This window comes from Emticicia soli (genome assembly GCF_037860775.1).
Classification (GTDB): Bacteria; Bacteroidota; Bacteroidia; order Cytophagales; family Spirosomataceae; genus Emticicia; species Emticicia soli.
In genome coordinates, this window is the sequence record NZ_JBBEWC010000007.1 from 144,117 (window position 1) to 165,303 (window position 21,187).

General features: G+C 38.1%; 22 protein-coding genes and 1 other RNA gene. 10 read left to right on the forward strand and 13 right to left on the reverse strand.

The window, feature by feature from the left end; translation table 11 throughout:
* Nucleotides 1–13: 13 nt before the first annotated feature.
* From WAE64_RS12700 to WAE64_RS12710, 3 genes are read right to left on the reverse strand one after another with little or no spacing between them, the layout of a single operon-like run.
* Complete coding sequence (locus WAE64_RS12700; protein ID WP_340236994.1) at nucleotides 14–409, reverse strand: hypothetical protein; 396 nt, start codon at nucleotides 407–409, stop codon at nucleotides 14–16.
* Complete coding sequence (locus tag WAE64_RS12705; protein ID WP_340236997.1) at nucleotides 410–868, reverse strand: LEA type 2 family protein; 459 nt, start codon at nucleotides 866–868, stop codon at nucleotides 410–412.
* Nucleotides 865–1,563: a hypothetical protein gene (locus WAE64_RS12710; RefSeq protein ID WP_340236999.1), complete on the reverse strand. Its 699-nt coding sequence runs from the start codon at nucleotides 1,561–1,563 to the stop codon at nucleotides 865–867. Before WAE64_RS12710 ends, WAE64_RS12705 begins: the two co-directional genes overlap by 4 nt.
* A gap of 135 nt (nucleotides 1,564–1,698) precedes the next feature.
* On the opposite strand from WAE64_RS12710, the gene WAE64_RS12715 reads away from it, so the two are divergent.
* Entirely contained in the window at nucleotides 1,699–1,941 is a 243-nt protein-coding gene (locus WAE64_RS12715) for a hypothetical protein (protein ID WP_340237001.1), read from the forward strand.
* Between the two features lie 73 nt (nucleotides 1,942–2,014).
* Nucleotides 2,015–2,722: a hypothetical protein gene (locus tag WAE64_RS12720; RefSeq protein WP_340237003.1), complete on the forward strand. Its 708-nt coding sequence runs from the start codon at nucleotides 2,015–2,017 to the stop codon at nucleotides 2,720–2,722.
* 57 nt (nucleotides 2,723–2,779) lie between these two features.
* Here the strand turns inward: WAE64_RS12720 and WAE64_RS12725 are convergent, their stop codons facing one another.
* Nucleotides 2,780–2,971: a LytTR family DNA-binding domain-containing protein gene (locus tag WAE64_RS12725; protein WP_340237004.1), complete on the reverse strand. Its 192-nt coding sequence runs from the start codon at nucleotides 2,969–2,971 to the stop codon at nucleotides 2,780–2,782.
* 735 nt (nucleotides 2,972–3,706) lie between these two features.
* On the opposite strand from WAE64_RS12725, the gene WAE64_RS12730 reads away from it, so the two are divergent.
* Complete coding sequence (locus tag WAE64_RS12730) at nucleotides 3,707–4,417, forward strand: DUF4145 domain-containing protein (RefSeq protein ID WP_340237005.1); 711 nt, start codon at nucleotides 3,707–3,709, stop codon at nucleotides 4,415–4,417.
* A 35-nt stretch (nucleotides 4,418–4,452) separates the two neighbouring features.
* Here WAE64_RS12730 and WAE64_RS12735 read toward each other — a convergent pair whose 3' ends face one another.
* The 3 genes from WAE64_RS12735 to WAE64_RS12745 form a co-directional block, all read right to left on the reverse strand.
* On the reverse strand, nucleotides 4,453–5,547 hold the full coding sequence (locus tag WAE64_RS12735; RefSeq protein WP_340237006.1) for a tyrosine-type recombinase/integrase: 1,095 nt from the start codon (nucleotides 5,545–5,547) through the stop codon (nucleotides 4,453–4,455).
* Between the two features lie 86 nt (nucleotides 5,548–5,633).
* Nucleotides 5,634–6,007, reverse strand: a transfer-messenger RNA (tmRNA) gene (ssrA, locus tag WAE64_RS12740).
* Nucleotides 6,008–6,089: 82 nt separating this feature from the next.
* Entirely contained in the window at nucleotides 6,090–8,201 is a 2,112-nt protein-coding gene (locus WAE64_RS12745; protein WP_340237008.1) for a Tex family protein, read from the reverse strand.
* Nucleotides 8,202–8,276: 75 nt separating this feature from the next.
* Between WAE64_RS12745 and WAE64_RS12750 the strand changes: the two genes are divergently transcribed.
* The gene (locus tag WAE64_RS12750) at nucleotides 8,277–8,771 is read left to right on the forward strand and encodes a hypothetical protein (RefSeq protein WP_340237010.1); all 495 of its coding nucleotides are present in this window, start codon (nucleotides 8,277–8,279) and stop codon (nucleotides 8,769–8,771) included.
* A 169-nt stretch (nucleotides 8,772–8,940) separates the two neighbouring features.
* On the forward strand, nucleotides 8,941–10,176 hold the full coding sequence (locus WAE64_RS12755; RefSeq protein WP_340237011.1) for a BaiN/RdsA family NAD(P)/FAD-dependent oxidoreductase: 1,236 nt from the start codon (nucleotides 8,941–8,943) through the stop codon (nucleotides 10,174–10,176).
* Here WAE64_RS12755 and WAE64_RS12760 read toward each other — a convergent pair.
* Both WAE64_RS12760 and WAE64_RS12765 read right to left on the reverse strand, forming a co-directional pair.
* Nucleotides 10,171–10,596 carry a hypothetical protein gene (locus WAE64_RS12760; RefSeq protein ID WP_340237013.1) on the reverse strand — a complete coding sequence of 142 codons (426 nt, stop codon included), beginning with the start codon at nucleotides 10,594–10,596 and terminating at the stop codon, nucleotides 10,171–10,173. The two genes, WAE64_RS12755 and WAE64_RS12760, sit on opposite strands and share 6 nt — an antisense overlap.
* Nucleotides 10,574–11,965 carry a high affinity choline transporter 1 gene (locus tag WAE64_RS12765; protein ID WP_340237014.1) on the reverse strand — a complete coding sequence of 464 codons (1,392 nt, stop codon included), beginning with the start codon at nucleotides 11,963–11,965 and terminating at the stop codon, nucleotides 10,574–10,576. The genes WAE64_RS12760 and WAE64_RS12765 overlap by 23 nt, the downstream gene beginning before the upstream one ends.
* A 388-nt stretch (nucleotides 11,966–12,353) precedes the next feature.
* Between WAE64_RS12765 and WAE64_RS12770 the strand changes: the two genes are divergently transcribed.
* The gene (locus tag WAE64_RS12770; RefSeq protein ID WP_340237015.1) at nucleotides 12,354–13,190 is read left to right on the forward strand and encodes a tyrosine-type recombinase/integrase; all 837 of its coding nucleotides are present in this window, start codon (nucleotides 12,354–12,356) and stop codon (nucleotides 13,188–13,190) included.
* Between the two features lie 101 nt (nucleotides 13,191–13,291).
* On the opposite strand, the gene pdxA is transcribed toward WAE64_RS12770, so the two are convergent.
* Nucleotides 13,292–14,368: a 4-hydroxythreonine-4-phosphate dehydrogenase PdxA gene (gene pdxA, locus WAE64_RS12775; protein ID WP_340237016.1), complete on the reverse strand. Its 1,077-nt coding sequence runs from the start codon at nucleotides 14,366–14,368 to the stop codon at nucleotides 13,292–13,294.
* 168 nt (nucleotides 14,369–14,536) lie between these two features.
* On the opposite strand from pdxA, the gene WAE64_RS12780 reads away from it, so the two are divergent.
* On the forward strand, nucleotides 14,537–15,493 hold the full coding sequence (locus tag WAE64_RS12780; protein WP_340237017.1) for a 2-hydroxyacid dehydrogenase: 957 nt from the start codon (nucleotides 14,537–14,539) through the stop codon (nucleotides 15,491–15,493).
* Nucleotides 15,494–15,558: 65 nt separating this feature from the next.
* On the opposite strand, the gene WAE64_RS12785 is transcribed toward WAE64_RS12780, so the two are convergent.
* The 3 genes from WAE64_RS12785 to meaB all read right to left on the reverse strand — a co-directional run bounded on the left by WAE64_RS12785 (nucleotide 15,559) and on the right by meaB (nucleotide 18,666).
* Nucleotides 15,559–17,079, reverse strand: a complete 1,521-nt coding sequence (locus tag WAE64_RS12785; RefSeq protein ID WP_340237020.1) for a C1 family peptidase — start codon at nucleotides 17,077–17,079, stop codon at nucleotides 15,559–15,561.
* Nucleotides 17,080–17,241: 162 nt separating this feature from the next.
* On the reverse strand, nucleotides 17,242–17,658 hold the full coding sequence (gene ybeY / locus WAE64_RS12790) for an rRNA maturation RNase YbeY (RefSeq protein ID WP_340237021.1): 417 nt from the start codon (nucleotides 17,656–17,658) through the stop codon (nucleotides 17,242–17,244).
* A 27-nt stretch (nucleotides 17,659–17,685) separates the two neighbouring features.
* Nucleotides 17,686–18,666 carry a methylmalonyl Co-A mutase-associated GTPase MeaB gene (gene meaB / locus WAE64_RS12795; RefSeq protein ID WP_340237022.1) on the reverse strand — a complete coding sequence of 327 codons (981 nt, stop codon included), beginning with the start codon at nucleotides 18,664–18,666 and terminating at the stop codon, nucleotides 17,686–17,688.
* 152 nt (nucleotides 18,667–18,818) lie between these two features.
* Between meaB and gcvH the strand changes: the two genes are divergently transcribed.
* The 3 genes from gcvH to WAE64_RS12810 all read left to right on the forward strand — a co-directional run bounded on the left by gcvH (nucleotide 18,819) and on the right by WAE64_RS12810 (nucleotide 21,119).
* The gene (gene gcvH / locus WAE64_RS12800) at nucleotides 18,819–19,196 is read left to right on the forward strand and encodes a glycine cleavage system protein GcvH (RefSeq protein ID WP_340237023.1); all 378 of its coding nucleotides are present in this window, start codon (nucleotides 18,819–18,821) and stop codon (nucleotides 19,194–19,196) included.
* 85 nt (nucleotides 19,197–19,281) lie between these two features.
* Nucleotides 19,282–20,562, forward strand: coding sequence for a dihydroorotase (locus WAE64_RS12805; protein ID WP_340237025.1), 1,281 nt, complete (start codon nucleotides 19,282–19,284; stop codon nucleotides 20,560–20,562).
* A gap of 26 nt (nucleotides 20,563–20,588) precedes the next feature.
* Nucleotides 20,589–21,119: a DUF4199 domain-containing protein gene (locus tag WAE64_RS12810; protein ID WP_340237027.1), complete on the forward strand. Its 531-nt coding sequence runs from the start codon at nucleotides 20,589–20,591 to the stop codon at nucleotides 21,117–21,119.
* Nucleotides 21,120–21,187: the final 68 nt, after the last annotated feature.

Sequence of the window (21,187 nt, forward strand, 5' to 3'; positions counted from 1 at the left end):
AGTTGAAAAATTGTTATTGTTTTTTGCCTACCATAAACAGTAGGATTGCCGCCGCAATTAGTACCAAAGTGCTTGTGTCAAGACCAAAAATCTTGTTGTTTGCGCTTCTGTCAATGATTTGTGCAGGTGCTTTGTCAAGGCTGCCGCCGTTAGCGGCCATCAACTGAGCCATAGCGTTTTGGTCGTATTGCCCCTTGATTACCGCCTGTATATTTTTGTTGGGAATGATGCCGTTTTTAGTCAACATCGTTAGAAATGGGTCGCCATATTTTATGACACCATTTAGTAACTGCTCCCACCATTTGTCCTTACCAGATGCCTGTATTTGGGCTTGCTGAACCTGCATTTGCGTGAATGAATCCATGTTTTGGAAGTACCAAGAACTGAATCCGCCATCTAGTCCATTCATTTAAAATAAGTGTTTTAAGTCTAAGTTGAATTTTTGAGAAATAGGGACACTTACACCCAATGCCCGAACGTGTCCAGCGAGTTCAAAGGATACAAAGCCCGTCTTTACAGTATTAAGAATTTCTAAACTTAAGCCCAGTAAATCAGATAAAGGTATATACACATCTAGCAATAAATCTGTGCTACTCCGTGCCGCTATCGTTTGCGACTGTGCCAAAATCGTTCGGCCAATTGTACTGTTATTAATACGGTTTTCGATGTTTGCGCTAGTAATAGGAATTGCCACGTTTTCGCCGTTTGTTACCCTGATTATTTGCCGCCATGTAATTACACCGCCTGATAGTTTTAGATTCTTAATACTGCCAACGGCAAAGTATAAACGTTGTGCCGCTAGCACTACACGTGCATAGTAAGAAGCAATGATTATCAGGATTGCAATTATTATGTATTTCCTTTTCATGCTTGCTTGCGTTTGATTAAAATAAAAAGAACCAATAAACCTATGCCTATCCAAAGCCAATTGTTAGTAGCTATGTTTGCGCTTCTGCCTGCATCACTTACCACCTTATCGAATTTTGCGTATTCGCCTGTTAAGCTGCTTTTCAGAATACCCAATGCACCTACTTCGCTTTCAAGGTGTATCAGCTTCTTTTGTAGCTGTTGCATAATTACTTTGTAGTCATCAGGCTTTTGCGATTTTGCCAGTAGCTTTACACCCGTTAAGAATATGCCAGGCACTAACGAAAATGCACCTGCCGTTTTGTCGCTTGCCTGCGATAAACCCAAGCTGAAAATATGGGGTATCATGGCATAGAGTTCGTCTATTTCCTTTTGTGCATCGGCATAAGCCTGATACGCTGCCATGTAGGTTTTAGCATCGGAAACTAAAGTAATTACACGGGTGTCGATTGCTTGAACTCGTGCCGAAACTGGTTGGCTAGTATCGTTTATGGTTCGATATAGGTCTATTTTTGCGCTCCAACCTGTTTCTACAATTAGGCCATTTCTATCATATCCCCATTTTATCGAATCCAGCCCCCTTGCACTAAAGGTTTTTACGATTGGTAATATCGGCACTCCCACCGCATCTACCACGTTTGCGTTGTAGTTGTTGTTTACATAGTCTTTGTTTCCATTTGCACGGGATTTTGCCATTTGTGTTTAAATTAGCCCTATTGGGTGTCTGATTGTGATACAAATGTATGTAGATAAATTATCTTAAAAACTTGTAAATTTGAGTTATTTTGACTAAATTCAAGGAAAGTTTAAGATAAATGCAACAATTCTAAGATGAAAGCAAAGAAATTTAAAGCTGTTTTGAGGTGGAATAAACAAATGATTGCCGAGATGCTAGGCGTTGACGTATCAGACCTCAACTATTTTGTATCAGAAGAAACACGGGTAGCGGTAGAATGGCAGAAAGGAAAGCAGTCTTTCAATGATAAACAGGTCTTTACTATTATAAAAGACTTTAGGAGACTAGCAACGGACGAACAAATCCTAATGATTATCTACCCAAAAGGCATCAAATAAGGGGCTTTTTCGGGGGTGTTTCTATCTTATTACAATCATAATTCAATCTTTTTTCAATCATATTTCAATCATAATGCAATCATTTGACAATCTTTTAGACAAAAAAGTCTTACGGTTTCGGCCTAATTCATTTGGCCGTGAATACTCCCTACAACGGCCGCTTACAATCGTGTTTCCTGTTGCTATAATGAATCAACTGAAAGCCATCTATAACCCATCCTTAGAACGGGGTGGCCTGTTTGAATTATCAGCCACAGAAAGCAAATTAACCTGTGTAGCATTCCATCAGGTTTTAGGCTCTAATAATGCCACATCATACAACCCAAATAAAACCTTGTGGAGTGAAAAGATACGGCAAATAGTAGATAGGGGTAATTTGCCGCTGGCCGTGCATACCCATCCGACCAAAATCGGAATGCACGCCTACGATAGTAAACAGGTACGCTTTTATCTCAAGTCTTCACGCCCTGATAGGTTGATAGCGGATAAGATTATTACAGATAACTTGGTGATGCCCGAAGCGATTTTCGTAAAAGATGAAAGATTCGGTACAGGTTACGGGCTTGCGTTGTACGAAGGTGGTATTTTCCCGTATGCGATTAGTGCCGTATCAGATACGCAATTAGTAATATTGCTTGGTACGGGTATATTGATGGCTATTAACAAGCTATCAAGAAAAGCATTATACCTGCTAATGGGTTGGTTTCTATTTGAATTTTTGAGAAGGCCGAAATATGATTATGATGGCGGTGGAAATTTGAAGATTAAGATAAGTTTTTAATTTTTATCTATAATAAGATACAAAAATCCCCCGAAGAAAATGGGGGATTTGTTGCTTTTAAAGATTAATAATTGGGTCTTTGATTAAATATTCTGTAAATGATTTTAAATCCCCTTTTATTGGAATCCTTTCGCCATTTGTCATAGTTAGTTCTAGGCCACCTTCACGCAAGGGAGCTATTCTAATTATATGCGCTGTGTTAATCAATAGTGTAACACCTGCGAAATCGGAAACTTGAATTAATTTCATAAAGATAGGTTTTAAGTTTAAAAGTAATTCAAATATATAATAAATGCCGATTTTAGTGTATACCGAGTTGTAAATATTTTCTAAAACATAAAGCTATGTTAAGGTTTTTGACTGGCTAAAAGAAAAAGGTTCGATTTTCTGCAATTAATGGAGTGCATTTTTGGGTAAGATGGTAAGAATGGTAGGTTATTTCTGCAAACTTTTTAAAAATCTACTACTAATATCCTGAGCACACCTCTTTTCAATTCTTCACAATTCTACATTCTTAGAATAATACAAACATTTTTTTATACAAAAAATGCGTTTTTTAACCTATTTAGGTCAAAAAACGCATTTGGGTAACATTTTTGGCAATTCTATCTTACCATACCTGTAAAAACAAAAAACTGTGCAAACTGTTAACTATCAGCGAGTTATGAAATTCAATGTTTATTTGCTTATTTTATCTTACCATCTTACCCAAAATAAGAAAATAAATTATAATATATTGATTTTTAGGCTTTTAAGATTTTAGCTACTATGGTAAGATATGGTAGGATATGGTAAGAACGGGTAAGATATGGTAAGAATGGTAGGTTATTTTTGCAACTTTTTTGACTTTTTCTTTTAGCCAGTCATAAAAACTTTTAATATTACAAATACTCTTTATTCTTCGGGAACCGAAAATACAATATTATACGTTGTATACGATAATTGAAAAAAAACTAATTTTTAAACAACCAAAACTAAACAACAATGCACTGGACTTGCCCATATTGTAACCGCGACACTGAAATTACTTATGTTACTGAAGCTGAGAATAATTTAGCTAAAGGAAGCAAAAGTGACTTAATTGAATCCAACGGAAGTAATAGCTTAAGCGTAAAAACAACTTGGATTGTATGTCCGAACAAACAATGTAAGAAACCTGTTTTAACTGCAACTTTAACAGAAATAGAAAATTTGCCAAATATGCCAAATTTTTGGAAGAACAAAAGTGTACTAAAAAATTGGAATTTATTACCCTCATCTAATTCAAGGATATTTCCTGAATATATCCCTCTGGCTCTAAGACAAGATTATTTGGAAGCCTGTTTGATTGTCGAATTAAGCCCAAAAGCATCAGCAACTCTTTCAAGAAGATGCCTACAAGGTATAATTAGAGATTTTTATAGTATTACTGATAAAAAAACTCTTCACGCAGAAATTAATGCTATCAAAGATTTAATTGACCCCATACTTTGGGATGCTATAGACGCAGTGAGAAAAATAGGGAATATAGGTGCTCACATGGAACATGATATTAATTTAATAATTGATGTAGACCCTACAGAAGCAGAGCATTTGATTACTTTAATTGAAATATTATTTAACGACCTGTATATTTCACGACATAACAAATTAGAAGCGTATAACAAAATAATTGCGGCAAGTCAAGCTAAAGCAGCCCAAAAGCAAACTCCATAAAAAAAGCCCTTAAACAAGGGCTTTCTTGCGTTCATTCAATACGAGAAATCAAAAACGGTTTTATCTAAAAACAAGCCTAATTTCTTTAAATATATCTCGGTAGTAGCAAGACTCTTGTGTCTATTAATTCGCTGAATCATTTTTATATCCATTCCGGCAAGATATGCGTGAATATTACCCGTATGCTTCCAAGCGTATAGCGTAGTAACACGTTCTTTGTATATCTCCAACTCTTCCAGAACCTCTTTATGTAAAGTTGTAGCAAGGTTATCTGGTAGTTTTTCGGGCGATGGCTTCAAACCTTTACCAAAAAGATAATAATTTGATGGATAATTCAACAATCCATTTTCAGTAATTAGGCTGTACAATGGTTTCAAAATCGGGATAATATCCCGGGAATTAGTTTTAGATACATCACTTTTTATTTTTATGGTTTTTAGCCTTAAATCAACATCACCCACCATGATATGGCGCAATTCCTTTGGCCGTAAAAAAGCGTAGAATACAAACCGAGTAAAAAGGTATAGATTATAATTATTTTCAATTAAATGCTCTTCGATGGTCTTTTTCTCGTGGTCGCTAAAAGGTGTATTAAAATCGCCCTCATCTTTTTGTAGCTTTAGTTTAATACCTTGAAATGGGTTTATAGCAATGAATTTTTCATCCATTGCCAAACTAAAAGTAGATGATAAATGATTCCTTGCACTGGTAATAGTGTTAGCGTGATACTCAATGGTAAGCGATTCCAAGAAGTCAATAGCAATATCTTTATCAATTTCACGAATATTTGTAATAGTGGTATATTCTTCCAGATACAAGCATAACTGTTTAACACAAGTTTTATAAGTAGACTTCGATTTTTTCCGAAGTGTTGAATTATCTATCAAGTCATTTAAAGAAACCTTGATTTTTTCAATCGCTTCGACACTTACGTCTTGTGTAATCTTGCTTAGTTGCTCAATCCTGTTATCTGCAAATTTCTTTCTTTCTCTGAAGTCTAATTTTTTAGAAATCCATTCTCTGCAACGCTCTCTTTTATCACTATTCAGGTTGCATTTGTAGTATTCAATGTACCAACGGGCGGCAAGGTCTCCACCCTTATCGTGTAGAACAATGTCTTTAATAATCACAGTTTTTTTTCTTGTTGTGTGGTTTGATACAGGTGGCTTTGTATCACTTTGACGTAAACGCCTAATATTCAGGCGTTTACGTTGGTTTGTGGAGACGCAGAGAGTCGAACTCTGGTCCGAACATGGCACTTGTCGAGCCTTCTACATGTTTATTCGATCTTATTTTTCGAGAAAAGTTAGGTGTTCGACATACCGAAGCTTTTCCTTAGAAACCTAAATACTAATTAAAGACAAGTTCCCCGCAATTAATCGCCTCTGCGGATCGACACTCTGAACTCCCTGCAGCAGAGGTTAGCTAGGGCAGAATGTGGCTAAAAGGTTAATTCACTCCGGAATTAAGCAGCCATGGCATACGAAGTATTGCCAGTTATTGTTCGGAAGAATTTTTAACAGGAGGTTCTACCAACTCCTGACATGCTTTTACTCGCAACCACTCACGCCGTCAAAACCGGTCGTCCCCATGGTCATTATATGACAAAAATCCGGTCTCAAAAGTTCATCAATAAAAAAATAATTTATAAGTGCCTGATACTCAATTGGCACTACAGTTTCATGCTCAACGCAATGCGTTTTCTGGCTATATCAACCTCAGTTACTTTTACCTGTACTTTCTGGTGAACCTTCACCACTTCGTTCGGGTCTTTTATAAATCGGTTAGCCATTTGTGACACATGTACCAAGCCATCCTGATGAACGCCCACATCAACAAAACAGCCAAAAGCAGTAATATTGGTTACAATACCAGGCAATACCATGCCTTCTCGCAAATCTTCTATTTTGTGTACATCGGCTGCAAACTCAAACTCTTCTAGGGCTTCACGGGGGTCACGTCCCGGCTTTTGTAGCTCTGATAGAATATCATTAAGTGTTGGCAAACCAACTGTAGCCGTTACATAATTGTTGAGGTTAATCTTTGATTTTATCTGAGGATTATTAATCAAATCGCTTACTTTCAAACCAATATCTTTTGCCATTTTTTCGACAATAGCATAGGTCTCAGGGTGCACCGCCGAATTATCCAGCGGATTCTTCGCTCCGTTGATACGTAAGAAACCAGCGCTTTGCTCAAAAGCCTTTGCACCCAAACGTGGTACTTTTTTCAATTCACTTCTTGAGTTGAAAGCACCATTCTGCGCTCTGTAATCAACAATGTTTTGCGCTAAGGCAGGCCCAAGACCTGACACGTAGCTTAACAAATGCTTACTTGCGGTATTCAATTCAACACCTACAAGGTTCACACAACTTTCAACTACAGAATCGAGGCTTTCTTTCAGCATCTTTTGCTCAACATCATGTTGGTATTGCCCCACACCAATAGATTTCGGGTCAATTTTTACTAGCTCAGCCAGCGGGTCCATCAGTCTGCGGCCAATAGAAATCGCACCACGCACAGTTACATCTTTTTTCGGAAACTCGTCTCTGGCTATTTCAGAAGCTGAATAAATAGAAGCACCTTGCTCCGAGACTACATGCACCTGTATTTTGTCTAATTTTAACGATTTTATGAAACTTTCGGTCTCACGGCTGGCCGTTCCGTTACCAATCGCAATGGCTTGTATCTGGTAATCATATATCAGTTTCTTCACTACACCCTCAGCTTCCATTTTTCTATCCATTGGGTATATTACTGTGTCGTGCAACAAATCGCCTTGTTCGTTGAGTATTACAGTTTTACAACCTGTTCTGAATCCAGGGTCAATCGCCATTACTCTTTTTTGACCTAGAGGCGATGCCAACAGTAATTGGCGTAAATTAGCCGCAAAAATCTTGATAGCTTCAGCATCAGCCTTTTGTTTTGATATATTCGAAAATTCGTTCTCGATACTCGGTTTCAACAAGCGGTTGTACGAATCTGTAATGGCATCAGCCACTTGGTCTTTGGCTTCCGGTAAGCCTCTTAAATAAATACGGTCAAGGGCATCTGTTCCTCTTTCCGCTTCAATCGAAATATCAACCGACAAAATTCCTTCTTCTTCTCCACGGCGGATAGCCAGCAAGCGGTGCGAAGGGATTCTGGATAATGGCTCAGAGAACTCGAAATAATCCTGATATTTAGCTCCTTCTTCTTTTTTACCTTTCTTAACTTTAGCCGTTACAATCGATTCTCTTTCAAAAATCTTACGTACAGCATTTCTTGCCTGAATATCTTCATTTATCCATTCGGCCATAATATCTCGCGCACCTTGTAGCGCATCTTCCACACTTTCTACTTTATCGTTGAGGTATTTTTCTGCTATGCCTTCAATGTTTCTGTCTTTTTGAGCAAAAATAATTTTAGCCAATGGCTCCAAGCCTTTTTCGATAGCTATACTTGCACGGGTTTTACGCTTTTGTTTATAAGGTAGATATAAGTCTTCAAGTTCGTTCAGATAATACGCATTTTGTAGCTTATTAAGCAGTTCAGGCGTCATTTTGCCTTGTTCTTCAATCGATTTTATAATGGCTTCTCTGCGTTTATCGGCCTCCAGAAACTTGTTGTATAAGTCTTTTACTGAGGCAATCTGCACCTCGTCCATACTGCCTGTCATTTCTTTTCTATAGCGGGCAATAAAGGGTACTGTGGCTCCTTCTTCTAGTAAAGTTATGGTGTTAGTAATGTTTTTTTCTGCCGCACCTACAGCCTGGACAATAATTTGTATCTGTTTTGTAGTCATGTTTCCAACCTTTTTAAGCTAAAGGGAATCCTAATAATGAAATCTAATATTCAAACACAAAAATCTACTATTAAAATGAAAATTCAACTTTTTGTAGCAATCATTCTTTCCACATTTTCTTTTCTGGCTTGTGACAAAGAGTCACAGGTACAAAAACAAGACACTTTAGATGGAACTGTTATTAAATATGGTACAGCCTTTGGTATGTGTTTAGGGCCATGTAAAAAAGAAATTACTCTGGTTAATGATGAAGCAGCTTTTACTGTTTATCAGAACGGAGGACGTGGAACAAATGGCGGTGACCCGGTAACTTATACTGAGAAATTAACAACTGACTATATCACATCGGTATTAAACAATGTTGATTTTGAAAGATTCAAAAAATTAGAAGAAACACTGGGCTGTCCTGACTGTGCTGATGGTGGTTCAGAGTGGATAGAAATCACGAAAAATGATACAAAGCACAAAGTAACTTTCGAATTTGGTCAAGATGTTCCGGAAGTTGCTGCTTTGTTGGAGTTGCTTCGTGAAAAAAGAGTTTATTTTGAAGGAAAATATGTGAAAGAATAAGCGATGCATAATTTATCGACTTGTAAGATTTTGAACTAAAATGAAGTAGAATACTTCTCATAGGTTTTGAAATCTGCTGTTGATACACTTGCTTTGCAGAAATAATTGTCACCTTAGTTAATACCTGGTGTATTGTCTAAGGTGATTTTTTTATACAAACTTTTACTATATGTACGACCTCATCATAATTGGCGGTGGCGCTGCCGGATTTTTTACAGCTATAAATGCCGCCGAAAAAAATAAAAATCTTAAAATTGCAATTCTGGAACGGGGTAGGGAGGTCTTACAAAAAGTAAAGGTTTCGGGTGGTGGCCGTTGCAATGTTACACACGCTTGTTTTGAGCCTTCTGCGCTGGTTAATTATTACCCTCGTGGTAATCAGGAGTTACTTGCGCCTTTTCAGCAGTTCAATCCTACACATACTATTGAGTGGTTTGAAAAAAGAGGAGTAAGGATAAAAAAGGAAGCCGACGGACGAATGTTTCCGCTCAGCAATTCATCGCAAAGTATTATCGATTGTTTTATAGAGGCTTGCTACCAGAGCAGAATCGAGATTATTAAAAATACAAGGGTTGAAAGTATTGAAAATGTTGGTAATGAGTGGCGATTGAATACAATTGGCGATAAACAATACCAAACCAAAAAATTAATGATTGCCACGGGTAGCGATACCGCCGTTTGGAAATTATTACAAAACCTTGACCTCAACATTGTTAGACCTGTACCTTCGTTGTTTACATTCAATATCAAAGACGAGCGCCTGGAAGATTTAATGGGTATAAGTGTAGAAAACGTACTTTGCCAATTAGGTGATGCAAAAAATAAAGCACTTAGTGCATTTTCTTCAAAAGGGGCAATACTTATAACACACTGGGGCTTATCAGGGCCGGCTATTTTAAAATTATCAGCCTGGGGAGCAAGGGCTTTGAACGAAGCAAATTATGAATTTGATGTGATTGTAAACTGGTTGGGTAAAACCGATACCGAAAGTATAAGGCAGCATTTACACCAACAAATTGTTAATCAGCCCAAAAAGAATGTTTTAGCCAATGCCGAATTCGGCTTGTCGATTCGCTTGTGGAAGAGCTTGTGTGCAGCAGCAGGCATAGGAGAGTACCAGAAATGGGCTGAAACCGGAAAAAAACACATTGCCAAATTAGTTGAGCAACTTACTGCCAGCCGATTGAGAGTGAATGGAAAAAGTACATTTAAAGAAGAATTTGTAACAGCAGGAGGGGTTGATTTAGCAGAGATTGATTTCGATACTTTCAGCCTGAAAAAATATCCTAACTTGTATATGGCAGGTGAGGTGTTGAATATTGATGCCATTACGGGTGGCTTTAATTTTCAGGCAGCATGGACAGGCGGCTGGATAGCTGCCCAGAACATAGCCAATTCTTTATGATTTGTTTTTCTTTTGTCGACCAGCCTGTAAGATTTCTGAAAAAATAGATTTTTCGTTGATTTCGTCCAGTATCAATGCTTCTTGCAATATTTCCAGAAAAGCGGTTTCTTTTGCTTTCAGGTCGTGTATATCAAGTAGCGTAATGCCATGAATGAATTTTCTACTTTTTGCTTCAAGCAAGCCTTGCTCGTTTGAGAGTTGAAAGCCTCTCAGAAAACCAATTTCTAGGCCCTTAACCGGGTGTATCTTGCCAAAATAGCAAACATCTTTTTTGACGGCATACATAGGCGTGTTAATCATGAAATGCTCTCGCATTTTTGGATGAGCATTCATAATCAAAACCCGAAGCCTTTGGATTAGCTGTTGTAAATGTAGTGGTTGATGGTTGATATAATCATCAACCGATATGAATTTTGCCATTTTTCTTGATAAAAGAACCTACTAACATACCTGTAATACTCGCTAACAAACCCCAGATAATACTTGGTATTTCGGTCGGATAAAACTCTAATATCAGCCAGGTTGTCGTACCGCCTACCATCGACAGAATAGCACCCAAAGCCGAGGCGCGTTTCCAATATAAACCTGCAACTAAGGGTATAAATAAAGCCACTAGGCTTAACGACGATGATTCGCCCACCAATTCATATATTTCTGCCTTATAGAGCGATAAACCCACACTAATGATAGTTATACCTATAACCGATAAGCGCATGATTTGTAACAAACGTTTGTCAGAAATTTTCTCTCCATAGAGAGGTTTCAGAAGGTTTTCGCCTACTACCGTTGCGGGAGCAAGTATGGCTCCACTGCAAGTACTTAAAATGGCCGATAATAAGGCACCAAAAAATAAAACCTGCATACCTAAACCCGAGTGGTGTAATACCAGATAAGGAATTGTCATCTGGGTATCTCCTTGTTTTATATCTGGGTATAGCATTGTTCCACAAAGTGCAATTACCAATGGCATACAGGCAATGGATAAATACATAAATGCTGACCAATATGCCCCTCTGACTGCCACTTTCTCTGATTTTGCTGATAAAACACGCTGGAATACATCTTGTTGTGGAATAGACCCCCATCCGATTGTAATCCAGGCTCCAAAATAAGTAATCCAGCTTAGTGCCGTTTGGTCTTTTGGAATAACTCTGAAAAATTCAGGAGGTGTTTTTTCAATTATTTGGCCCCAACCACCTATGGCTCCTACCATTTCAAACATCAGTATTAGCATACCAACAATAATAATAGCTGTTTGAATTGTATCTGTAATAGCAACCGACCACATACCGCCTACGTAGGTATAAAACACCACTACTGAGGCACATATTAGCACACCATACAAGAAAGGAATACCTGCTATTGCCTGTAATACAATTGCCAGAGCAACCAATTGAGCTGCTATCCAGCTAAAGTATGAAGGGATCAGGAAAAGTGCTGAAATCCATTCTACCTTTTTGTCGTATCGAATGCTAAAATAATCACTAAAAGTTAGTATATTTAGTTTGTATAAAGGCCGTGCAAAAAAAAGCCCTATTAATAGCAAGCACAACGATGCGCCGAAAGGGTCTTCGATAACTCCTAATAATCCATTTTCAACAAACTCGGAAGAAGCACCCATAATTGTTTCGGACCCAAACCAAGTAGCAAATAGCGCTGAAGCTACCACGTATGTAGGCATTCTCCGACCTGCTATGGCAAAATCATTGGCTGTTTTTACAAATTTTGATGCGAACCAGCCTATAAGGATAGTACCCAGCAAATAAATAGCAATAAAAGTCAGGAGCATAATAGTGGTTTAGGTATTGAACCTGTTTAAACTTTTTATTTAATGACGAGAATGAGCTAGTATTTACTCAGATGAAGCTATTTATTGAGTGCGTAGCATCGCTACGGACGAAATAATAGATGAAATATGAGTAAATAATAGCCATTCGTAGTCAAAAGAAATAAGTTTAAACAGGTTCATCAATTAAAACCTGAAAATACTTATTTTTCTTTTTTTATCTACATCTAGCCGCATTTTTTGTAATATTTGTCAGGCACTTGTAAATTTTATAATAAAACCTTTCTTAAGTATGGTTTTTTTATTGTAAAATTTGTGACTTTGTTTTTTTATTTTAGTCCAAAAAGTGAATATTCGTTAAATCCTATTTTACACTAAAAATTGCGCAACTGTGACCCATCTGATTGAGAGATTTACAGAGATATTAAGAAAGGGAAAGTACAACTCCCAAACGATTGCCGCTTACCGTAATGCTATATTTGTTTTCTATAATCATTTCAGAGATTTACCTCAAAGTAAAATTACTGATGAACTTGTTTCTAGTTATTTATTAGGATTAAGCGAAAAGAAAAGTGGAACGGCAGATGCCTCAAAGCAGGCAGGTAAAGCAATCAAGTTATTCTACGAGGTGATTTTTAAGCGTAAGCTTGGTATCAAAGCCTCAGGCGAAATGAAAGAAGATACTTTACCCGAGATTTTAAGTGAAATTGAGATAGAAAGTATCATTAGCGTGCTCGATAATCCTAAACATAAAGCACTGGTAGCTATTATTTATGCGATGGGTTTAAAATTAAGCGATATTCTGATAATGAAAGTAGAAGACCTTGATATGGAAAAAAGGCATATCATGATTCCACCGTCTAAAACAGATAAAGGCCGGAAACTGAAACTACCGAAGAAGCTGATTCCGATTCTTACAGCGTATTTTGATAAACATAATCCGAAAGACTTATTATTCGTAGGTGAGAAGGGTAAGGCTTATAGCCCCCGGAGTGTGCAATTAGTTTTTCAGCAAGCTTTGGTAAAGGCCAAAATTGAAAAAAACGCAACCGTACATACCCTGCGGCATAGCTATGCGGTTCACTGCCTTGAACGTGGTATTGATATTCATCTACTAAAAGAAATTTTAGGCCATAAATACCTGCAAACCACTTCAATGTATTATCAGATTGCACAGGTTGACCTTGCCAATATCAGAAGCCCCTTCGAAGATTTAGAGTTATCTTAAAAAACATGGCCAACAAAAATCAAATTCTGTTGGCCATGTTTATCTATTATTGTAGCGTGCTAATCACTCATTCACAAAATCACAAACTCGCTCAATCCTAATTAATCCTCCATACTGGCTTCTTTCAATACAATGGTTTTCTTTTTCAATGAGTTACGCTCCAGGTCGCTTAGTTCGTCTCTGTTTTTTGCAACATCAATAGCTGTATAAATGGCATGAATCATCGAAGATTCATCAGCTATATTTTTACCTGCAATATCGTATGCAGTGCCGTGGTCGGGCGATGTACGTACTTTTGGTAGTCCGGCTGTAAAATTTACGCCGTTTTCAAAAGCAAGCATCTTAAATGGCATTAAGCCTTGGTCGTGATACATAGCCAACACAGCATCATATTGTTTCCATGAAGCGGTGCCAAAGAAACCATCAGCCGGAAAAGGCCCAAATACCAGGGTGCCTTTCTTTTTGATTTCGTTCAAAGCAGGTTGAATAATTTCTTTTTCTTCATTACCCAAAAGCCCGTTTTCACCAGCGTGTGGGTTCAGACCCAATACAGCTATTTTAGGTTTCTGAATACCAAAGTCTCTTTTGAGTGAAGTGTGAATCTGCTCTATTTTTTTTATAATTAGTTCTTTTGTAAGCTTTGTTTTTACTTGGTCAAGTGGTAGATGCCCCGTTACAACTCCTATTTTAATGTCTTCACTAACCATAAACATTAGTTCGTTGTCTGATTCAAATTCCTTTGCCAGATACTCTGTATGACCCGGAAAATTGAATTCTTCGCTCTGAATATTGTGCTTGTTGATAGGTGCAGTAACCAGCGCATCAATTTTACCCGCTTTTAGGTCGGCAACTGCTCTTTTAAGGGCTTCAAAAGCCAGTTTTCCTGCTTCCGGCGTTATTTTACCTGGTTGTACTTCTATATTCTGGTCATTAACGCAGTTAATAACATTTACTTGCTTATGGTTAATCTGTTCAATCTTCTGAATCGTAAAAAACTGCCAGTCTTTCAAATCTAATTGCTGACGATAGCGATTGACGATTTTGCCAGAGCCATAAATAACCGGCGTGCAGATTTTGTTCAAACGATTAGCCCCAACTGCTTTTAGTATTACCTCAGGCCCGATACCGTTGAAATCTCCAATACTAATGCCAATGACAGGTTTATGTTGTTCGCTCACTTTTCTATTGATTTAGTTATTTCAATTCTTGCTTTAATTATATACTCCAGATTAATTGCTGAAAGTAATGCTTTTATCACGTTTATTATATAAAATATGTTTGACAATTTTATGGCTAAACGTAATTTTGCCGCAATTTACTGACAAACATACGATAAAAAAAATACTGTGGATACAATTAAGCTTGGCAAACAAGGTTCTGTTTTAATAGTAGACGAGATGCACGTTAGTCTGATGCCTATGCTCGAAAAAATAGGCTTCGTGCCTGACTATCAGCCAAAAATAAAAAGACAAGAAATAATAGAAATATTAGGTAATTATGAAGGAATGCTCATCAGAAGCAAAACAAGGGTTGATGAAGAGCTACTGAAAAATGCCTCACAATTGAAATTCATAGGTAGGGCAGGGGCAGGCATAGATTTGATAGATGAACAAATAACTGCCCAAAGAGGAATACACGTTTTTGCGGCTAACGAAGGTAATAGAGTGGCAGTAGCCGAGCATGTAATTGGTATGCTACTGGTATTGTTTAATAACCTGCTGATAGCCGACAGGCAAGTGAGAGAAGGCAAATGGCTGCGTGAAGAAAACCGAGGATACGAGCTTCTGGGCAAAACAGTTGGTATTATCGGCTATGGCAATAATGGCTCCGAAACAGCCAAACGTCTGGCGGCTTTTGGCTGTAAAGTGCTGGCCTATGATAAATACAAAGTTGGTTTTTCGGACGAATACGCTACCGAGGCGACTATGCAGGATATTTTTGATAAGGCCGATATTTTAAGCCTGCATATTCCGCTTACAAAAGAGACTTTTCAGTTGGTAAACCGTGAGTTTCTCGATTCTTTTGCTAACAATATTTATTTTGTTAATGCCTCTCGTGGCGAAGTAGCCGTTTTAGATGCCGTGTTAGAAGGCTTAAATTCGGGCAAAATACGTGGCGCTTGCCTTGATGTGCTTGAAAATGAAAAACTAAGCCAGTTGAGCCCAACCCAAAAAGAAACATTCGATGCCCTCACAAAATCTGAAAAAGTAATTTTTACGCCACACATTGCTGGTTGGACGCATGAATCTTATGTAAGAATCAATGAAGTGCTGATAGAAAAGATTCAGGCTATGTTTATCTAAAGCCTTAAAAATTAAACACCGGTAGAATCCTATCGGTGTTTAATGATGTGTCGAGATATAGAAGATTATTTTCTTTTTTTCTTTTTAAGAGTTTCTTCTTCCTCCTCGTCGTACTCTTCTTCTTCTTCTTCCTCATCGTCTTCATCCTCCTCGTCTTCTTCTTCCTCATCGTACTCTTCATCCTCTTCTTCGTCTTCTTCCTCCTCGTCGTACTCTTCTTCTTCTTCATCCTCATCCTCCTCGTCTTCTTCTTCCTCATCGTACTCTTCATCCTCTTCTTCGTCTTCTTCCTCCTCGTCGTACTCTTCTTCTTCTTCATCCTCATCCTCCTCGTCTTCTTCTTCCTCATCGTACTCTTCATCCTCTTCTTCGTCTTCTTCCTCCTCATCGTACTCTTCTTCTTCTTCCTCATCGTACTCTTCTTCTTCCTCTTCCTCTTCGTACTCTTCTTCGTCTTCCTCCTCGTCAGACTCTTCCTCTTCTTCATATTCCTCTGGCTCATCGCCGTATGTGAAGCTGTAATCTTCATCTATGGCGTTTTTAGCACAAAGTTTGTCAAGTTCTGCTACAAATTCATCTTGATATTCAGTCAGAATCTCAAAATTACTAATGTAGGTATATTCAATTTCGTTTTCATCTTCTTCCGAATAATAGTCGAAATAGAAATCTTCTTCACTTTCTACATATTTTAAGCAGAGTTTCTCAAGTTTGGTGGCAAATTTCTCGGTATCTTCAACATTAATCCAGAATTCGTTAATATAAAGCAATCCCTCAACCGCAAAATTAGACTCTTCGCTTTCGTCCCAAACGCCTTCGCTGAAATCAAGGTTTTCTACCGATTGTATAATCCACGAATCATTGCCATTATATTGATTGTGAATAACATAATCGTATGGGATATAACAATAGCCTTTATCGCCCCAGCCTGATCCCCACGAGTTACGAACGATAAACATTTTGTCAGGGTCTGAATAACCCACACAAAGCATGGCGTGCCAGCCGTGCGTTTCTCTTACGTTGTCAGACTTACGAGGCATCGGTACACGCCCTTTATTTTTATTGGCTTCGTCGAACGACTGAAAAGTGTTCAGGCAGAAGGCAATAGGGTAACCTTCGGCCAGTGTATTTCTCCAAAGGTCAAGGTCTAATTCAATATATTCGGCATCAACAATTTTAAAATTGGAACCGTGGTCATAGGCTGACTGGTCTGGTTCATACAAAATCATGGTTTTGTCATTTGGCCATAATTCTTCCGAGCAAGCACCATATTCTTTTAAACCTTCAATGGCATTGTACATTATAGACCCACAGTCTTGGTCTTGCGAATCATCAAGATAACGAGCATTGTAGTAAATGTATAAACGACTTACGTCGCTTGCTTCACCTAAAGTTCTTTTGGCCAGGTACTCATAGGCTCCGGCAAATGCATTAGCTACACAGCTATTGCCTACTTGCATTTCAACTTCGGTAAGGTGGTCTCTTAAATCAACTTTTGAGGGCAGTTTGTCATATTTAGTACCTGCTTTTTTCTTTTTTACATCAGCAGGTATTGCTCCGGCACGGTAGCCGCCGATTCTGTTTTCCATTTGTTTAGATTAGAAGTAAAGTGATTGTTAATAATAGGTGTTAAAATTTCTTCAAAAATAAGATTTTGTAAGGAAATGCGAATATTTAGGAGATTAAAAATGTATAAGTGTATAATAGTGTAGCTGAGAATAAATGCATCGCTTAATTTAATAGCTAAAAAACTATAAAAACAATTGCAGGTAATGGTTTTCTTTTTCACGCATCAATTTTTCTTCTTCATCGGTTTTATCCAGATACCCGCAAAGGTGTAAAACTCCGTGAACTAATACACGTCTTAATTCATGCTCAGTGCTTACCCGAAAAGTTTTAGCGTTATCTACAACACGGTCTATGCTTATAAAAATGTCTCCTTCTATTAGTTCTTCGTCTTCCGAGTTATCAAACGTGATAATATCGGTCAGGTAGTCGTGGTCAAGGTATTCAACATTAATTTTAAGCAGGTACTCATCAGAGCAAAATACATAGTTTATGTCTCCTAACACAAAACCCTCTGCCTCAAGTACACTTTTCAACCAGTTTTTTAACTTTAATTTTTGCTGTAGTTTAAAGTCAGTGTCTTCTACATGAAAATTTATCATATTACTATTTCATTTTTTGTTTTCAAATTATTTTACACTATCCAGTAAGTCTCTTGCACCTTGAATCGGTAGTATTTTGCCTGATAGAATGTTTGCTTTAACATCGCCGAATTTTTGTTTTACTACAGGATTATTAAAAAAGTCATCTTCAAGCGACTGACGGATAAAAGCTAAAAGCCATTCAACATTTTGTTTCTGCCTGTTTTGCTCCCAGAAACCACTACTTTGCATTTTTTGTGCGTAAGCCTGCACGGTTTCCCAAATTTCACTTATGCCTATATTATTAAGGGCCGAGCAAGTCAGCACGGGCGTTTGCCAGCTATTAGAGGCAGCAGGGTAGAGGTGAAGCGCATGCAGATATTCTAAACGAGCGTTTTTTGAGGCCTGTATATTATCAGCATCAGCTTTTGTGATGGCAATGGCATCGGCCATTTCAATAATCCCTCTTTTTATGCCTTGCAACTCGTCTCCGGCGCCCGCTAGCATCAACAACAAAAAGAAATCGACCATGCCTTTTACTATCGTTTCTGATTGCCCTACACCTACGGTTTCTACAACAATAACTTCAAATCCGGCTGCTTCGCACAGCAGTATTGTCTCACGGGTTTTGTTAGCAACACCGCCGAGGCTATTGCCAGCAGGCGAGGGGCGTATATAGGCCAGTGGGTCGTGAGCAAGCTCTTCCATACGGGTTTTGTCGCCCATTATGCTTCCTTTTGTAAGCTGGCTGCTTGGGTCTATGGCCAAAACCGCAATTTTTTTGTTTTGTGCTGTAATAGTTTTGCCAAAAACTTCAATGAAAGTACTTTTGCCAACACCCGGCACACCTGTAATACCCACTCGTATCGATTTGCCCGTATGCGGCAAAAGCTGCTCCAGAAGCTGTTGCGCTAAATCTTTATCTTGCGGTAATTGGCTTTCAATAAGGGTAATAGCCCTGCTAAGAATAACACGGTTGCCCGATAAAACTCCGTCTATGTACGCCTCCGGCGAAAGCCTTTTTTGCATAATACTGATTTTTTGCCCAAATATAGTGGTGAATATGGTTTTTAATCAAACATATAATCAACGCCAATATTATATTTTTTCATTAGGAATTTTTCAAGTTTCCGACAAATCTACTAACTTGCGGTCGAAATAATAAACCCCTTCACAAACAAATGAATTTTCCTTCAGATTTACGCTACACCAACGAACATGAGTGGATTAAATTAGAGAGCGATAATGTTGCTTTAATTGGTATTACTGATTTTGCACAAAGCGAACTGGGCGATATTGTTTTTGTTGAGATAGAAACAGCAGGACAGGCGCTAGCAGCAAATGAGATTTTCGGAACGGTAGAAGCTGTAAAGACAGTTTCAGATTTGTTTTTGCCCGTTGCCGGAACAGTATTAGAGGTGAACCCTGCGCTAGCAAATAATCCTGAATTATTGAATTCTGACCCATACGGTGAGGGTTGGTTGATAAAACTAGAAGTATCAAACCCAAGTGATATAGACACCTTGTTAGATTCAGCAGCTTATCAGAATATTATCTAAAAATAAGACCATGAGAGTTGAATCGAAGATATTTTAATACAGAGATGCCCTACTAAGGGCATTTTTTTTGAATTTTTATAGGAAAATGGAAACTTTGCTTAAATCTGTAAAGATAATTGACAAAAAATCTGACCTGAATGGGCAGATAAAAGATATATTAATTACTGATGGGAAAATCAGCAAAATAGCTGATAAAATAGAAGATAAAGCAGATAGGGTTGTTGAAGGTCAAAATCTTTGTGTTTCAACAGGCTGGATAGATATGCGGGTGTCGGCTCAAGACCCTGGCTATGAGTCGAAAGAAGATTTAAGTTCATTAGCCAAAGCAGCAGCAGCAGGTGGCTTTACACGAATTGTTACCCTGCCTAATACAAAGCCAACAGTTCAAACCAAAGAATCGATAGCTTATTACAAAGGATTTTCAAAATCGCAGGTAGTTGATATTCTTCCGGCGGCGGCTGTTACCAAAAACTGTGAGGGTAAAGACTTTACCGAAATGCTCGACCTCCACAATGCCGGAGCCATAGCTTTTACAGACGGTAGCCACCCACTCTGGAATGCCGATATTTTATTGAAGACTTTACAGTATCTGTACCCAATTGATGGCTTCTTAATGAATCGCCCGGAAGAAACTACGCTTGCCTTGTTTGGACAAATGCATGAAGGTATTGAGAGTACGCTTTTAGGTATGAAAGGAATACCGTCAACGGCAGAAGAATTGATTGTGATGCGTGATTTGAAACTGTTAGAATATGCTTACAGCAATATTGCTGAAAAGAAAACGAACGCTGCTTTGCACTTTTCTACTATTTCAACCAGCCGTGCAGTAGAGTTAATCAGAGAAGCAAAGGCCAAAGGTTTGCCTGTAAGCTGCGATATAGCCGCTCATCAACTAGCCTTTACCGATGCTGATTTGAAAGAGTTTGATACGAATTTGAAGGTGAATCCGCCGTTCAGAACAAAAGCTGATATTGCAGCCTTGCAGGCAGGGCTTGCCGATGGAACAATTGATGTGATTGTGTCAGACCATAACCCGCAAGACGAAGAAGCAAAGAATCTGGAATTTGATATGGCAGATTTTGGCATTATTGGCCTTGAAACTACGTTTGCAGTAGCAAATACTTACAGCAATTTAAGTGTTGAATCTTTGGTCGATAAGTTTACAATTAATGCTGCTAAGTTGTTACGATTGCCGGAGGAATCAATAGCGGAAGGAGCAGAGGCAAATCTGACAATATTTGCACCCGATACAGAGTGGACTTTTACAGAAAAAGACATTCGCTCAAAATCTAAAAATACGCCATTTGTTGGGTATAAGCTTAAAGGAAAAGTTGTTGGCGTTATAAATAGGAATCAATTCGCTTGATTAAGCGTTGTTTGAAATAAAGAAATATGTTAAAAAGTAGAATAATCCGCCATTCGCTTTATTATGGAGCCATTGCCGCTGCTATATGCATTGTGGTGGCCATGATTCAGTTTTATGGCATTCATAAAAGCCCATTTGGGCGCTATAAATTGCCGGCCTTTGGTATCAATGTTTTATTTATACTGATTGCCATCTGGACCTACCGAGCTACCAATAGAGGCGTATTAAGTTTTACCGAAGGTTTTTCGGTTGGTTTCTTGACTAATCTTTTCGCCGCCCTTATTACTGCCACTTTTTACTTTCTGTTTCTGCTTATAGCCGGCGACGAGGCCATTATGCTTTGGGTGAAAGAAAATGTAGAGGCAATAATGAAAATTAAAGATAGTCATATCAAGAACTTTGGGCTAGCCGATTTCAACAGCCTGCTCAGCCAAGCCAAGCAGATACCTTCAGCCGGATATGTGTTTCTTGATGAAATAGCTAAAAAACAGCTTTGTATTGTAGCAGTTACCATAATTTCATTGATTTTCAGACGCCATACGTACACTATTTCCTGAAATTGTTTAAATTTGATTTAAGCCGATTCTTGAGATTCCTTTTTTTATTACCATAAACTAATCAACAA